This window comes from Pseudomonas sp. MWU12-2345, assembly GCF_023242385.1.
GTDB classification, from domain to species: Bacteria; Pseudomonadota; Gammaproteobacteria; order Pseudomonadales; family Pseudomonadaceae; genus Aquipseudomonas; species Aquipseudomonas gingeri_D.
Map to the genome: position 1 here is coordinate 147,757 of NZ_JALLJA010000003.1, position 16,497 is coordinate 164,253.

The 16,497-nt window shown below is 45.7% G+C and carries 9 protein-coding genes and 1 pseudogene; 2 read left to right on the forward strand and 8 right to left on the reverse strand.

What is annotated here, in order from left to right:
- The first annotated feature begins 69 nt into the window (after window positions 1-69).
- Complete coding sequence (locus tag M5C71_RS09150) at window positions 70-1,038, forward strand: hypothetical protein (protein WP_248767672.1); 969 nt, start codon at window positions 70-72, stop codon at window positions 1,036-1,038.
- Window positions 1,039-1,207: 169 nt separating this feature from the next.
- Here the strand turns inward: M5C71_RS09150 and M5C71_RS09155 are convergent, their stop codons facing one another.
- The 3 genes from M5C71_RS09155 to M5C71_RS09165 all read right to left on the reverse strand — a co-directional run bounded on the left by M5C71_RS09155 (window position 1,208) and on the right by M5C71_RS09165 (window position 7,196).
- Window positions 1,208-1,993, reverse strand: a complete 786-nt coding sequence (locus M5C71_RS09155; RefSeq protein WP_248767673.1) for a DUF5677 domain-containing protein — start codon at window positions 1,991-1,993, stop codon at window positions 1,208-1,210.
- Window positions 1,994-2,194: 201 nt separating this feature from the next.
- A complete protein-coding gene (locus M5C71_RS09160; RefSeq protein ID WP_248767674.1) occupies window positions 2,195-2,983 on the reverse strand; it encodes a hypothetical protein in 789 nt (262 codons plus the stop codon).
- 619 nt (window positions 2,984-3,602) lie between these two features.
- Window positions 3,603-7,196 carry a restriction endonuclease gene (locus tag M5C71_RS09165; protein ID WP_248767675.1) on the reverse strand — a complete coding sequence of 1,198 codons (3,594 nt, stop codon included), beginning with the start codon at window positions 7,194-7,196 and terminating at the stop codon, window positions 3,603-3,605.
- Between the two features lie 146 nt (window positions 7,197-7,342).
- On the opposite strand from M5C71_RS09165, the pseudogene M5C71_RS09170 reads away from it, so the two are divergent.
- Window positions 7,343-8,443, forward strand: a pseudogene (locus M5C71_RS09170) (IS3 family transposase).
- 313 nt (window positions 8,444-8,756) lie between these two features.
- On the opposite strand, the gene M5C71_RS09175 reads toward M5C71_RS09170, so the two are convergent.
- The 5 genes from M5C71_RS09175 to M5C71_RS09195 form a co-directional block, all read right to left on the reverse strand.
- Window positions 8,757-8,990 (reverse strand): hypothetical protein, encoded by a 234-nt coding sequence (locus M5C71_RS09175; RefSeq protein WP_248767676.1) that lies wholly within the window; start codon window positions 8,988-8,990, stop codon window positions 8,757-8,759.
- Window positions 8,991-9,795: 805 nt separating this feature from the next.
- The gene (locus M5C71_RS09180) at window positions 9,796-11,166 is read right to left on the reverse strand and encodes a tyrosine-type recombinase/integrase (protein ID WP_248767677.1); all 1,371 of its coding nucleotides are present in this window, start codon (window positions 11,164-11,166) and stop codon (window positions 9,796-9,798) included.
- Complete coding sequence (locus M5C71_RS09185) at window positions 11,166-11,690, reverse strand: hypothetical protein (protein ID WP_248767678.1); 525 nt, start codon at window positions 11,688-11,690, stop codon at window positions 11,166-11,168. Before M5C71_RS09185 ends, M5C71_RS09180 begins: the two co-directional genes overlap by 1 nt.
- Window positions 11,687-13,948 (reverse strand): hypothetical protein, encoded by a 2,262-nt coding sequence (locus M5C71_RS09190; protein ID WP_248767679.1) that lies wholly within the window; start codon window positions 13,946-13,948, stop codon window positions 11,687-11,689. The genes M5C71_RS09185 and M5C71_RS09190 overlap by 4 nt, the downstream gene beginning before the upstream one ends.
- Window positions 13,941-16,202 carry a hypothetical protein gene (locus M5C71_RS09195; RefSeq protein WP_248767680.1) on the reverse strand — a complete coding sequence of 754 codons (2,262 nt, stop codon included), beginning with the start codon at window positions 16,200-16,202 and terminating at the stop codon, window positions 13,941-13,943. The genes M5C71_RS09190 and M5C71_RS09195 overlap by 8 nt, the downstream gene beginning before the upstream one ends.
- Window positions 16,203-16,497: the final 295 nt, after the last annotated feature.

The following is a 16,497-nucleotide window of genomic DNA, read 5'->3' on the forward strand; positions in this document are numbered from 1 at the left end:
GAGCCGCTGAAAGGTTCGGTAAAGCGATCATTTATGGCATCCTCAGGTTTTCAGCAAAGGAAAGTAGCGATGCCAGATTTCGGATTTTTGGATCATGAAGGAAGATTTGGAGCATTTTGGTATGACACGGAGGAGAAAATTACTGTTTTTTTACCACACCAAATCTCACCAATCATGGAAGGTTCGATAGCTATTTGGAAGCGTCATGGCGAATATGAGGGCATGCCAGGAGACAAGTTTAAGTACTCCGCAGAGATCAATGCAGCAGCCCTAGTCACTGCCAATGTAAACTGCTATATGCGAAAGGACACAGTGAAACCGCTAGCCATTCCACGAGGAAGCTACTATCCCCGAGTATGGCGAGGAATCCCCCCTAAACACATCTTGGATAGTGGTTACAACGGGCTAACACTCAGTGATGCCGAGCTAAAAACTAAAACGCAGAACTCGCTATCCGCAGCCAGTTTATTCGAGGAAATGAACAACTTATTCAGAAGTGTCGAACCTAGCCCGTTGAACGATGCAGCTTTCGGGCACAAGGTACGTGAGCTGCTGATTTTGGCTTGCACAGAGGTGGAGGCCAACTGGCGAGGCGTCTATGAGGCGAACAAGTCAAGCTCGAAAAAGCCGGATGGAACAAGGGATTATGTCAAGCTGAAACCGCTTTTACGGCTTGATAAGTGGGCTGTACGTCTAAAAAATCATCCTGACTACCCTCCACTAAAGCCATTCGATGGGTGGAGTGACGCGGAAGGGATGACCACACAAAGCTTGCCTTGGTATCGCTCCTACAACGCAGTCAAGCACGACAGAGAAAAGGAATTTCATCGGGCAGCTCTTGGCTCGTTGATTATGGCAATGGCTGCTATTCATGTTTTGCAGGTATCTCAATGGGGGCCAGAGCTATACCATCGTTTCCAAGATAACCAGTTTTCTATTTTCGAAACAGTCGAAACACCTGAGTATGAGGCGCACGAACAATATATTTTGGTCGAGGCGGGTCTTTATCCGAATAAAAGAATAATGTACTTCGGATAAGCGTACGGACCGAGCGCCACGAGAAGGATGAGAACATAGAAGCCTGGCTCAGAGGCCATGACTTCCATCCTCCCCCATGACAATTATTTGGTCGGATGAACGCTCTTGTGTGTTTAAAGTTTTGCTGGCGAGTGTCTCTTTTGGCTGAAAGTAGACTGTTTGCTATTTCTCAATTCCAAGGGTCATAAGCTGAATATAAAACCTCAAATTTCCGCTGTAGTTTCGTGATCTCCGCATTGGTTAGAGGGGTACTTATGCCTATCTTATCGCAAGCGAAGCAACTTAGTAGAATCCCTGTGCAGGCGCTAAGAACCGCTCTCGGCGTGTAGTCAAATATTGGCCGAAATTGAGCATGAAATAGGCCATTAGGCATATCCATTAGGTAGGGGTCTACAGCAGACAGCGAGGGGTGCGCAGCATTGTGTGATAGGTGCCTATATAACCCATCATAGACGGCTAATGCGTTACTTTTTCTGGCAAACTCGTAAAGTTTTATTTCGACTGCCCCAGCTTTTTCAGTAACAAATTCCCTTAGTGTTTCCACAAAAGGTGCGACATTTTCGTAAGTGTTTATCTTGTTCAAAAGAGCGTTAGCGTGCGATTTTCTTGAGGCTCCATCATGACTTACCAGTTCTTCTGGTGTCACAACGCCATCCGCAAGCGCGTTGAGGACAAAAAATGTTTCCAGCAAACTTCGGCAAAGCACCAATGCTTCAATTGTCATTCCGCCCTCTGCTAAGCATATTGCTGCTTGGAAGTGTGATGTGCTGCGTGCAAAAAATAGGCTGGCGATGAGTTTGATTTTGTGCGTTGAGTCAGATGGAAGCTGAGTCATCTCAACAGCTAGTTGAGAGCATTCCTTCGCAAAATTGAAGAGTTCCTCATAGTCTTGGAGTTGTTTTATTCTTATAGATACGCCGCTGGGTCCAGTAAAACCATTTTGATCGAAAGTCATATGATACTCCTAAGTTATAGAACGTCGTTTCGGTAGCTTTCGGATTGTGTTTTGGCTGCTGGCTGGGCTTTGGTGCTCAATCTGTTACTCGGTGCCCTATCCCTTCAAGTGAGCCAATCCTTTCTTAATATGCCCGCATTTTTACCAATCTCCTCGAAAGATGCGCGGAGATTTTCCCCATTCTCATGGTAGCTTTCCTGCTCATTGCGTCATCTGTCTCTGATCGACAATATCATTGGCCTGCCGAACAAGGTGCACGAAGTTCCAGTCTTGTACCTCCTCTCCCTGCGCGAGGCGCGTTAGCCGCATCTGTGGGTCAGGTGGGATTCTTTCGCCCCAGACAGCCTTAACCAATAGGCCCTTTTTCCTAAGGCCACGAGCCCGGACGAAACGTTCATCGTTGGCAATTTCTTCCGCCAATTGCTCGAAAAAAGCGGCAAGCTGGGCAGCTTCGCTGGCTGTACTCGTTTCAAATCGTTCCTCATGCCCTTCGATAAAGTCTTCGATCAAGGTCACCAGATCTAAATGCCACTCGGCATACACAACGCAAACACGCGTGAGTCCTTCCTTGGCATATGCGTAAATCATCCGATATGGCTGACCAGCTCGTATCTGATCAGCCGGTGGGATGACCTCCAAACACTCGGCTACCGTTGGAGTAACCATGTTCCGTCGGTTAAGCGACGAGGCTCGCCCTCCGGCCGAAAGGATCTCTGAGCGGACCAGGACGTCAAGGTCAAATGTCTCCAGATTACGAAAGACCACGCTCGGTCGATCCACGCTCAAAGCAGTTGCCATGGCTTCTGGATCAAGGTATACCGCGCATCCATCAGAAAAGTGGATTAATTCTGCATCTACACATTTCGCATTTATGTCGTCGATCATGGTCGCCACCGGCTGCGCAGAGGTTTCCACGTCTTGCTTTTCAATTTCGTTAATGCACATCGTTAATCTCTCCAACTTACTCGGAAACATATTGCGCAGACTCACCTTTTCGTCCCTTGAGTAAATCTATCCCAACCAGTGTCCGTTGATACTGATTTGTTAATTCGAAGGGGGCTCTACTAATGTAGTCGACGGTGGGCAGTCGCGTCTGCACGATAGCAGCCTCTGGCGTTGGTTTTCAATTATGCCGGGCGCAGAAAGCTTCCAGTGCGCTAGCCTGTCTGCCCCTAACACTAAGCCGCACGACGGTCCATGAACGCCGACACTTTCACAAGAAGACTCTAAGGTCGCAGTTGAGGTCGTCGGTACGGTCCCCGCTTATTTACTTACGAAGCATGAGCATCAGTGTGAAAATATTTGATCCAGCTGCTGCCCCTTATAGGTTTCTGATATATAGCATAGACGTTAACTGAGGCTTGATAGTCTGGGGCGAATGGCCTCAACGATTTCGACAACTAGCTTCTGTGTTTAAAAAAGCCGATCGAGATATTAAAGATAAAGGCTCCGAACACAGTCAAGATTTACGAGTTTCTCTCCCTAGACGGTTTCGTAAGTTAAGAAGATTGATCACCAATAAACTCGGCTTTAACGAATAATGCGCGCCAATTCTCTTGGCGCGCAGTAGCTAGAAATTCCATCTGCACAATAGCGCGATCTATTAGTATCAATTTTCCATTGGTTTGATTTCCAGTCCTTTACTCTCTAAAAATATTCTGTACATTCGCTCGATGTTAGCATTGACAGGAGCTTCTCGATTCCGCTCAAACTCCTCCGTCTGCTTCTTGGTGAGTAATGACAAAAATATATCTATATGTTGTTCAAATAATTGAGCGCTAACAATGTCCCAGCTCAAATAGCAAAAATGTGTTAAAAATAATCGAGCTAGTTTATCATCCCAGTGCCGAACGCACGAATGGACGAGAGTTAAATGGGATAGATGGTTCGATAGAAGCGCTGGTAAATATTCTTCGATTAACGCGTATGGGTTGCTAGATAAATCATTAAAAAGCATATAACTAGAAATGTATGCTTTTGTAGCAGCATCTTCAACTGTAGTAACGTAAGAATTAAGTTTGGCTCTATCTAGGTTTTTTAATGTGTTAAATTTTACGGCTTTCTTCTCGATGCCAGTATTTTCAGTATTGATTAATAACAATTTTAGGGCGTCTTCCTCAGATATCCAGCTTTCGTCGTCGGTACTCTGCTCTAGGAATTCAAATACTATATCGTACTCCCATAGAGTATAAAGATAATTATTCAAAGAGATGCTTTCGGGTGACAGCATCGAGAATTTCTCACTTGTTGTTTGTCGCATAAGCGCAAAGCAAAAGTCCTTTGATTTTGTTTGATGCTTGTAGTAGTAGGTAACATAATGACGAAATGTGCCTTCGTGCTTTCCGTTAAGCGAGTCAAAGTATGCGTCAATTTTTTGCGCAAGACTCTCTTCAATATCTAGTTCGGGTGAGTTGGCTAGATACCCTATCGCGTAATGGATTTCATCTGGACGATTTCGGGAGTATGCGAGTTCTACTAGTGGCAATAAACAGCCCGGACTCCCGCTTTGTCCCAGGCTCCATAAAAGTCCGCGATAATAAAAATCTTGTGAGAACTTTAAGTTGTTGTAGGTGGATATCAATGTCCGAATTTTGTCTTCATCGAGATTCGTTTTGCTCAGGAGGCTATGAATGTCAATCGTTTGATGTATCTGATCAGCAACCTCATTTTCTGGAATTATACTCAGTGATATAAAGTAATCAAACTCTCGATCGGTATCGCACTCGATTCCTAGAGGAATGATCACTTTTTTTGCCCAATATGATTTGATGTTATCGTTGGTACTGATCTTGAGTATTGCCTCGATTGCGTGTTCTCTATCTATTTCCAGCAATGCCTTTGCTGCATCAAAAAATTCTCCCACATCATCGGTATTGTCTAGAACGGCAGTTACATTCTCGATGTCGGTACTGTCCCCAAAACGTGCAAGGGTTCGTAAGCTCATGCGTAGCAAAGGCCGTCTGTCGGTCAGCCACTTAGTGACACGTTCTCTAGCAATTTCGGTGATTACTGTTGGAGGAGACCGAAACCATAGAGCGTAATCGCCACCTGAAACTTGTGCAGGACCTTGCGCGAGGGGTTCATTGTCGACCAGGATTTGAAAAAGGGTCTCTCTGTTCCCGTTAAGGGCGAGAGATCTACGTCTCTGCGCGAGCTGATGATAATCTCTACACCCTTGATTTGATTTTAGCCTGTGCAAGCAGGGCACAGTGCCTAACAACCCTAGTGCATAAATGGCGTTGCTCCTAGTCAGCACCTTCTCATCTTGTTCAAGGTTTAAGAGTTTATCTTGGATATCGGTTACAAATTTGCCTTGAAATTTTCGGGCGATTTTTGTACCTAATGATAGGTCAAATTTGAAAGCCGTTTCAAGAAACTCTTGCCTATCCTCTTCGGGTATAGAATTACTGCAATATAACCAAATGTCATAGTGCGCGGTGTTAAATGACGAGTTCCTGTGATTGCGCCAATTTTTTGCAAGCGTTTTAGAGGATAGATAATCAGAAATTATCTGGTGCGGAGTTATATAGAAACCGTCGTCGTCTTTATACAGTATTTCATAATTTTTAATTAGGGTCGTGAACTCATAAAAGTTAACCACTCTGGTTAAATAGCTTTTGGAGTCAGACAGTTCGTCGTAACACACCATCATCAATTCGGCAAAACTTTGCTCAGATATATATGCCAACCCTAGGTCGTAACTGGCCTTGTATAAGACAATGGAAAAGGCTTCTGTGACCTGGGACGGATGTAATTTGTTAAGCTTTAAATCGCTATCAGTTACTCGTGACAGATCTTGCGTTAATTTACTAGATATCCAATCCTCCAAAATTTCTTCGGTGCTTGCGGGCAGTGTTTTATGTGTGCTGTAGTAATCAATTGAGCGTGACAACACAAACGGTGAGGCAAAAAAATTGAAACCGACAGAGCTGAGTTTGCTTCTGTATTCTTTATAAAAATTTCTCAGGTCTTCTTCTTGAAATGTCTCTGAAGCTATGAAAAATGCGCTTCTATACGACAGTGGTTGTATCGTGAGGCAGGTGTCAATCGATCGTATAATTGTATTGACACTTAATCCGGTGTGTCTCAGCGTGATTATATAGCTGAAACTATCGATGGTACGAAAAAGATCATCACAGAAGGCCTGCGTGTCGCAATGAAGCATCTCATCTAACCCATCAAGTAGGAAGATGAACTTAAATGGCAGGCTCTTCCAAGATCCGTAGCTGATGCCTAGCTCACGGTTAATCATTTCACCTAGGGTGTTGCGAGAGTAACTTCTAAGTTTCAACTTTATTGGGAGATGCTCTACATCATTCTTGGTGAGTAGTGCTTGTTCGATCGCTGAAAGGGTAGTGGATTTTCCGCTTCCACCTGGGGATGATAAGACTATTTTTTTATTCGATTTTAAGAGTTCCATTATGTGGCTTTCGGATAAAACATTCGTTTTATACGTGTCGTGTTCTTTTTCACTCTGTAGGTTTGAGGGGAGGGAGGTAGTTGTATAGTTTAAGGGGGCTGATTTTTTGTTTTTTGAAAATATTTTATTGAAATGGGTTTCTATATTGAAGTCTGGGGTCGGCTTGTCTTTCAGGATTTTTTCAACTGTAAAGTGCCTCTCCAAAATGTCATCAAGCGCGCTCCAAATAACAAGAAGTTCATTGTTGAAGTCAGTTGATGACCAGATAATCAGCTTTTCTAGGTCATCAATATATTTTGCTGCGACATCTGCCGGAGAAAGTTTTTTGTCCTCTGCATTTTTTATCAGAGCCAAATGAAATTTTTTACCATTGATTATCCTGGTGCATTCGTTTTTTAAATCAAGGTGATCGGGCTGCCTAAGAGCTTTACGCAGTACGGTGGCTACAGTGCCGGAAGTTATTATGTAGTGTTGTTTGACTACCGAGGTGTTGAGCGCACTTTCTAACGAAACCTTGATGATCTCCTCAGCAACTGTTTTTATATTGAGTGCCGAATTGTATCTCTTGCACTGGATGCAAATCAAACTATTGTTGTTTGTTGTCTTGGCAGTGCAGTCAAATCCTTGGTCTCCCGAGGGTTGACGTCCAGACTGCATCTCAAACCCCTTCTTCATACCAAGGACTGACAAGGCTTGATATACGAAGTCCTCAAATGCATCCGGTGAAAGATGGTTTATTGGAAGTGGAAAACCTTGATTAAGAAGAGGTTTAAATGCTGACATATGCTCATCTCGGTATAATGGACGGTAATCAAAATAGCCTCTGGTGGTTCGAGATGGCAAGATCCGTTCGCATCTTGGTAATACCCCCTGAAAAAAGTACTCGTCGGAAGTAGAATTTTCTCCTAATCGGATCAAGGAAATTTTGCGTGAAGACATCGCGTTTTTCAGACAGTCAAATCATGGCCGTCCTCAAGCAAGCCGAGGCTGGAAGCCCTGTGCCAGAGCTGTGCCGCGAGCACGGCATCAGCTCGGCCACCTTCTACAAGTGGCGCACCAAGTTCGGCGGCATGGGCGAATCGCTGATGGCTCGGCTGCGCGAACTGGAGGAAGAGAACCGTCGCCTCAAAAAAATGTACGCCGAAGAGCGTCTCAAAGCCGAAATCATCCAGGAAGCCATGGCAAATAGTGGTGAAGCCATCGCGGCGACGAGAGATGGTGCAGGAAGCGGTTCGCTCAGGTCGGTTCAGCATCAAGCTGGCGTGCCTGGCCTTCGGCGTCAGCATCACGTGCTATCGCTATCAGCCGCGGTTGTCGCCTGAAAACGCCGAGATCGCCGATCACCTGATCCGACTCACGCATAACCAGCGTAACTGGGGGTTTGGCTTGTGCTTTCTGTACCTGCGTAACGTGAAGGGCTATTGCTGGAATCACAAGTGGGTGTACCGGATGTATCGCGAACTGGAACTGGACCTGCGGATCAAGCCGAGTAAGCGCATCGTGCGCGAGAAGCCCGAACCGCTGGCCGTTCCTGAGGTCACCAACCAGTGTTGGTCGATGGACTTCATGCACGATTAATTAGCGGATGGGCGCAGCTTTCGAGTTTTCAATCTGATTGACGATTTCAACCGTGAAGCCCTGAGTATGGAAATTGATTTGTCGCTACCGGCTGAACGTGTGGTGCGTGCATTGGATCAGGTCATTGAATGGCGTGGAAAGCCGCAGGCGATAACGGTCCAGAATTCATCAGCGCCAAGCTCGCTGGATGGGCCGAGAAACGGGGCATCCGATTGGAATATATTCAGCCGGGCAATCCGCAGCAGAATGCCTACGTCGAGCGCTACAACAGCACGGTACGTTATGGCTGGCTGGGACATTACCTGTTTGAGTCGATAGCTGAGGTTCAGGACTACGGTACGAACTGGATATGGACGTACAATCACGAGCGCCCGAACATGGCCCTCGGAGGCATCACCCCAAAACAGCAGTTGGCCCCTGGTGGCCTGACCTCTATTTCTGGCGAGTATTAAAAATGGGGGAATTACCTTTTTACCTGCCTACCGATGATTTGGGGCGTGCCAACGGGTTAAATCGGGTCTGGATTTTGGTGCGATGCTTGTCGAGAAGATCGAATCATCCATCACGCTGCCTAAAACGACACGGCGATACGATGGTGGGCGGGGGCGTCCACCCCATTGGTTGCGAAGCTCTTACCCCAAACCGCGCTTTAGAAGTCGTCTGATGGCCAAAAGGTAGATATGGGCGGTTCTGAGCGATCAGAGGCCCAATGAATTAACACATGCCTTGGTCGTCTATTGATATTGATCCATGGCCCAGCCATTCTTATTCCTGGGACCACCCACGTACCTGTGCAGAAACAGTAAGCTCTGCGATCCCCTGGGCAATAAAATCTGCATTCTGCGTCAACGTCAGGAGCGAGCTGGTTACATTGGCTGCTACGTCTTTTGATCCCTGCTGGCGAATCCACAGCGCCACTTCTTCCAGCGCCGCTTGCAGTGCCATCTGGTTTGTATCCAACCGTGCAATCAGCTGGACCAGTAGCTGAATATCGTTCATGGGGGTGTCCGTGTTGGGAAACGATAAACCAGTATGGCGTATGCTTGGCTGCGGAGGCACAACCTATTGCTGCCTTGCGACGCTAGGTAGAGATTCCCGCTCCCCGGTGCCCCGACGAGCACCAACCGATGCTGGTTTTGAGGTTGAGGTGGCCAGCACAGGCCAGGTCTTCTTCATTCCCACTGATCGATTACCGATGTGCTTGAAGAAGCCGCCGTTGAAGTACTCGCATCGTGCCAGCAGGGTATCTGCGGCTCTTGTATCACCAATGTGCTGGAGGGGGCGCCTGAGCACCGTGATTCAGTTTTGAGTGAGAGCGAGAAAAAGTCTGGAAAGGTATTCATTCCTTGCTGCTCGCGTTCCAAAACGTCTCGATTGGTTCTCGATCTCTAGTGAGCGAATCCAGACCTCTTCAGCTTGGATGGCGAGCGCCAGCTGCTCTCTAGGAGCGCTAAGCATGCTTTCTTAAGGCATAGGGAGGAGGGGGCATTGATCGATTTCGTGATCGCTCGACACTAGTGCGGCTTCGTGGGTGGCATCTTCGGTTCAGGTTGGTCGGAGCGCCGCCACGCGGTGCTCGGCCAATCCAGGTGGAGTGCCTAGTAGTGTGAAGTGATTGCTCGTAGCTAAGTGCGCGATCAATCGGTACTAACCTCAACCAGCTGGTTGTTCTGATGGTCTTATGTTACTAGGCGTGGCTAGGTTAGCCTCTACAAGGCATGATTAACCGGGCGCAGCGTCGCTTTCTTGCATGAGGTAAGCGCCGGGGTGTAGGAAAAACCTTCAAAATCCAGCCAAGTTTTCATTAATCGTTATTTTCTTGCATTTCCTTCAGCTTATTTTTGATAAACTTTTCGAGATCATTGGGCTGAACCTGAGAAAGCTCTTCTATAAGAGCGTCGACAGCATTAGTAGTCTTAGAGTTAGTATGATGAGGCAGTTCAGCCATTTTTAGAATTTTGTTGAGCACTTTTTCTTTCACGCTTTTCACATAAGTGTTCAAGCCTGAGTCGGATGTATGGCCGCTAAACTGTTTAATTTCTGCAACTGTTTTTTGTATGATGGAGTCTAACGAGAGCAATGGGCTGGAGCTGGCACTAATCGCGGACATGACTCTTTCTTCAAACCGCTTGGAGATGTACAAGTGTCTCATTTGGTGTGGATGAGCCTTTCCATTGATTCCGGCCGCTTTTTTAAGCTGGTGGAAAGTATAGGTAATGTGTTTAACGGCGATGGGCCGTCCAGTCCTAGCGCTAATGAAGAGCATGTCTTCAGTTCTTGGCTTAATGCCCCTTTGGTGTAGAAGTGTTCGGCGTTCAGTATTTATAAACTCTAGGGCGTCCTCAAGAACATACCGTGGTACTGGTACTTCGCGTGTCGCATTTCGCTGTCCTTTCCTAGATTGGATCGTAATGTACGGCTCCAAATCCTCAGTTCTCAAAGCGGCGATGATACTAGAGACAAGTACGTTTCCAATTTCAGCTCTTCGGCCGCCGATATGCTCAAGCAGACCAATTAACACTTCCGTGCGTCTACGGATGAAGTCAGAAGGAATCTGATCTACTTGGAGCCAAAGCTCCTCAAGTGTGTCTGCGCCGATTGGCTGGCCTGTGCGGGCCAAACCATCGTCTACCAAGAAGCAACTGTGTTTCCATCCAAATATCTGAACAAGCGTGCCTGATGCTCGTCGAATGGAAGACTTAACAATTCTTTCGGCTTTAACAGCACCTGTCGGAGATATGTACTCTGGATAGCCAGTTTGCACCCCAGCATGATAGAGGAAGTCAAGGGTGGTCGATAGCACCGTATTTACCCTATGAGTCCCTGGCGACTTCCCTTTGAATTTTCTTCCTCTCATCCAATTGCGGAAATTTTTGATCCGTGACTCCGTCATATTAAGCAAGCTGATTCTATTATCATAAGTGTAACGAATGATAAGAGAGATCTGGTTAGCATACTCTTCGAGTGAGCCTCCATCGTCGGTAATAGAATAGTTTTGGTCATAGAGATGAAGCATAAATAAATTGCCAAATAAACATGGCGTGCCATCTGGGTAGCTGATGAAAGGGATGCTCGGGGCATTACGCAGAGTCAGCCGACCCTTCGGATCGACGGTATCTGGGAGCTTAAATCCAGAACCCAGAGGCCGGACTATACCTGGTGAATGCCTAGCCATTATTGCACCAAGGCGATCATGCCAAGCCCAGCTAACATTGAGTGAATTTCGCTCGCATCCGTAGCGTAGCGGGCTCTGATAGATGCGGGAGGGGCTACCGCAACACTTTTATAGCGATCTAAAATTTCACGGATCACGTAAGTTAAATTCATGTTGTTTTCTCGGAGAATGCTAATCTGCCTTTTTAATTGTGCGGTAGTTTTCAATAGCTCGCCCTTTGAGTCACTTCTGGGCAAAGACTCTTTTTCTTTAGTGGCCGTCAATTGGCGGTAAACCTCCTTGCGCAAGCTATCCAACCCGATAAAACCCCCATCTAGCACGATGTCGGCCGTGGTTTTTAGGTGATTTATGGAAATCGGGTGGAGTAAGAGCTTAGGGTGTTTGAAAGCAGCAAATGACGCTTGAGACTTAATTCCTTCAAGAATGACCGGTTCTATTGCATCAGGCATATCAACTTTATGGAGTTCCTTCAGGAACTCCATTTTTCGAATGACTATTTCGACGCTCACCATTGAAATGTTCATTCAATGTCCTTAACTTTTAACACAAGGTTAAACTTGGATACGACTTGTCCATTAGCGTTTACTACCTCAAAGAAGTCTGGCTCTAGTGTGACTTTTCCTTCTGTGAGGTAATCGAGTACATGACCTTCGCATGCATGGGACGCGAGGTATTTGTCGAAATCTGGCTGGGTTTCAATAAGGTTGTTTTTGTGCATGGGTGTTAGGCTGTTGAACACCTCGTTGTAAGTCTTGATATGAACCTGCTTGGCATTAAACTGCTTGCGAAGCTTTGCGACCAGCTCGTCAATGCCTTTAATATCTTGTCGGCCAGCCTTCAGGCTAGCCTGGATCCGATTAGCCTTAGCTTCGCGTAAGATGCGTCCTGTTACGTGTTCGGTGACGTAATGGTAAAAAAGCTTAGCGTCCGTGTGTCCAAGCATGTAACTCAGTGTTTCGAAGTCAGGATTATCGGTTCCCCAAAAAAAGGCAATGGCAAAAAAGCGACGGAGCTGATGCTGTCGGATGTAGTACCGCTTTTCCACCCCTTCTTTCACTATTGTAGGAAGTTGGAAGTAATCGCAAGTAATGTTTACAGTGTTATAATGAGTGAATCGGCTGCCTTGAGTAACAGCTGCGTTTATTCTGCTTATGCCTCTAAAAAGCGAGCTTGCTTTATCGGGGGTAATTGAGTCTATGCGGCGATTAAATTCTTTCAACTTCCAAATAAATAATGCTGCTACTCTTGGCAAAGGTCGCTTCAGTTCTTCGCGCTGACCTGCTGCGCCGAGCTTAGCTCCGTCGAAGACCAAGTAATAATGAGTATTAGCATTCTCGGGTAGGGAGGGGTCTGTACTCGGCTCCAAACAGTTATCACTATCTAAGTAGCTTAGTTCGTCCCGGCGCCTAGCCATAACTGCCCCGGTGACAATCTGAATTGATCCAACCAGCACTTGATAAAGCTCAGCTAATGTGGAATTCGCTCGCAGCATCTTGTAGAATCCGGGGTTCGACCTTTGCACAGACCAATAACGAATCCCTCGTGCAAGAATGTGCTCAGGTAATACGCTTATTGCGAACTCTTGGAAAGAGCTGGCTTCTGTCTTTTGAACAGCCTTCGCCTCAATGACGCAGTGAACAGCATCAAGTATCCAGCCAGCATTTTCAAACAGAAACTCAATGCTGCACCTGATAGCTTGTAGTGTAATCTCAATGGGGACAGTCCTGTAGCGCATGGATTGAATGAACTCTTTGCCCGCAATCACACGGTCTAATGTCAGACCCTGGAGCATGGCAGCATCTACTCCTGTCTCGCATTCCTCAATGACAGAAAGCATTTTGAATGTTTGAATGTAGCTGTTGATTGTCCTGTGAGATGCGCCCTCCTTTTCATTTCTCCTTACTTCTACCGGCGGAAACTCCGCGACATACGATGGCTCGCCGATATTTAGCTCGCTAAAGTGGAGCGGTCTGATTGAACGTCCATTGAATGTGCCTGAATAGATTTTATTCAGTATTGGCTTAGCTCTTAAAAGAAGAGTGCCGTTTACTTTTTCATAATAACCAATTTTTAAAAAGAGCACTCGTGCCTTGATGAGTTCATCGTCACTCAAGTCGAGTTCTCGATCAATGTTTTCAATGTCGAGAATTAACTCGTTCTGTGCAGTTGCCTCTTTTATGTCATGGTCAGATACCAAATAAAGATGGTCCTTGATCCATTCTGTTAATCTTGTGGAGTAGTTGTATATTGCTTCGCTTGTTGGGAGGATAGTGATTTCGTTTAGTAGGTGGTTGATGCTGTTTGCATTAAGTTGGGCGAGCCCTTGTTTGCAAATTTCAAATCGTTCGCCGTTGAGCAGTATCCAATCTGCAATTTGCAGAGTTCGAGTGATAAGCTGATATGCATATTCTGGGGCGTATACTTGACCACCTGTATATCTATGATGGATGCGATAGGCGATCAGATATCGAAATGCCTCAAGCAAATTCTCGTTTTTTGGATCGAGCAAATTTGAACCGTCGTAGAGATCTACGTTAAAGTCGATTTTTCTTGTCAGGGAGAGGCCGGATTTCAGAGGGATCAACAAATTCCATTGAGGTTTATTGAACTCAGTGTCGGGCGTGAACCAGTAAGGCTTGGTGATGGGGCTTCCCGCTGACATCGTTGAGAATATGTAGTCTCTTAACTCGCGGGCCTCTTGTAGCGGACTATTACCGGTTAGCTCATATCCGGTCAGCTTTTTGTGTTCGATCACGTGTAGTTGCTTAGTGGCTTCAGGCATAAATAACTTCTTTTAGTTTTTCCTGCAAGTATGGGCTCGGATTTGCTTTGGAAAACAATGTGAGTACGCTCCGAGAGCAATAGGCTTGTAGTACTCCCTCGCGGTGCAAATGCACCGCTTGATAAATTAAAGCCGCAATGGCGAACCATTTTTCAGCCACAGCTGTAATTGGCGCCCCAGCTTGGAGAGCAGAGTTCGCAATCTCGTAGATGCACAGAAGTACTTCTATCTTTTCGAGGTTTAGTTCTATATACAGTCGGTCAGCAGTGTCGCTGTTATAGTCGTGGCTGGTATGATTGTCTTTCGGTAGGGGCTTGCCAACAATCACATAGTTATCTTTGTGGATCTTAAGGAAGTCATCAAGTTCTTCCTGGGTGTTGAAATCCAAGGAGGCCAACAAATAAGGACTATCCTTCATGGCTTCGTATATGATTGCGTTCTGAAATAATCGAATCCACCGTTCCATCATGAACTGAATGAGGGCGGAGGGCACATATTCATCTACAAGATGCTTGCTGTCCTCGGCATGCCGCAACAGCATCGTGACAGCTATTCTGCTCAATGTCTTAACGTAGGTTTGGATTGCGACTGTTGCTCTGAGGCTTCGTAATGATAAAGCCTCAAGTATCCGTTTGGCTCGCGCTTTGTCCAGGTCAGATCTCGCCCTTTTTAGAATCGTAGATGCGAGCGGGATTTTATGTTTAGGATTCGAAATCGAGGAGAGGGTCTGAATTGCTATTGGGGTGCCGAAGTTTCTCCCCCCGCTGAGAAATAGCATCCTATAGCTGTCGTTGCCAACTGACTTTAAGAAATCTCGCGCTGGTTTAGTAATTTCGATGATTTCGTCAAATATAGCTTTAGTAGTGTCTGTTAGAGTTACTGATTGCTCTTCGTGGCCCGTAGCGCGAGGCTTGTATCCAATCGCAATCCAGTCAAGGCCGGCTTGGATATAATTTACCTGCCTCCCAGTCTTGTCGAAAAGCTCGAATCCGAGAAGCCAAGATGGGGTAATGAAAGGATGATGCCGGACGAGAAGCATCATGAAAGGAATCAAAGTAAATGCCCCAAGGGGTTTGATAATCCTTTTTACCGCTCCAGCGTTTATGGCCTCAAATATTCCAGTGTCTGCGATATTGTAACCGTACTCTACCCAGGTGCGGCATACATCTGCTGGGGTAAAGTCTCGCCCAGTTTTGAGGTTTTCAAAGTTATTTATAACGATGCCGTTTTTTGCCTTGTCTATTGTCTCCTCGTGATCTCGCACCGCTTGTAAGCGAGCCTCATTGCAGCAGTCTTGGACATAGTTTACGTCTTCGTCAATTCCGGACGAGAATACCCTGAGCGCATCATCATCCGATATTGTCAGCGGAATATCCATGAGCGCTTTGTCGTATAGCGTCTTTGTTTTATCTTTTTGTGACGACGACTTATATGTTGGGCTAAATAAAGGGTAATGTGGCTCGCCCATTATTGCAGTGCCTAGAAGTATGTCCTTTATCGTCATGAGAGCCTGAGGCCATTCTTTGTAAAATCCCTCAAGGCTAAGTTCCTTGATGATCACCTCGGACTTCCATTGCGCGAAAAGAATCTCTACGAATTCATTTACGTTTCTACCAGATTGCAAAAGGAGTAGATTTTCCCTCGTTGGATATAGCTTGCAAAGTAGCGCTACTATTCTCTTTAAGTGGTTGGCACGCTGCCTGCACGAATTATGTGAATAACGAATGCAGACATCGTCCACCAGTGTTAACAAGTAATCGGTGAGCTTTTCCCCGTAGCTCAAATAAAATGGGATCAGATTGATAAATTGTTTTTTTCCATTCCTAGCAGCGGAATACCATCCCTCGTAGTATTTCAATGTGCTTGAGGATTTGGTAATGAATTCCCAAAATTTCAAACTTGTGTTGTGACGATTCTCTAACTTTTGTTGTTTGTGGTTATTTGAGGCTTTTATTTTTAAGCCGGCAAATTCTGCAAGTATTTTTCGGACTTTGTTATAGAGCTTTGTGACGAAAATTGTTAAGGGTTCAGTCTCTTTTATAAGGAAGCCTTCAAAACCATAAAGTACGGTGTCGATGTCTTCTAAGGTGCTGATCGCATCTAATCTAAAGTTTGTGACATGCAAGTATGCATTTAGATATTTTATCGCGCTCAAAGAATTTTTTTCGTTCTTGGCGATGCGAAAGAGCTTTTCCTGCATGCCTGGCTCAATGGCCAGGAGTGGGAATTCGTTGATATGGTAGGTGGCGAGCATGACCTGAATCCGACAGCGGAATCGTTGAATTCAAATGTCTATCGGATACTAAGTCAACAGTTTTATTTCATGTGGAAGTTGGTTCGTGATTTGCATGGGTTATTAATTATTTTGATATTATTGCTTGGTTTTGTATAGTTGTTTTTTGTTGCTGTTTATTCTTTTAATATATTTGAAGACTCGTGGGCGCGTGCCCATTGGGTGGGGACTATATGGTGTTGCAAAAATTAGAGGTAATACAAAAAATGTGGTGCCGCTTTAATAAGACGGAAAGCCTTACGGGTATTGATGATCG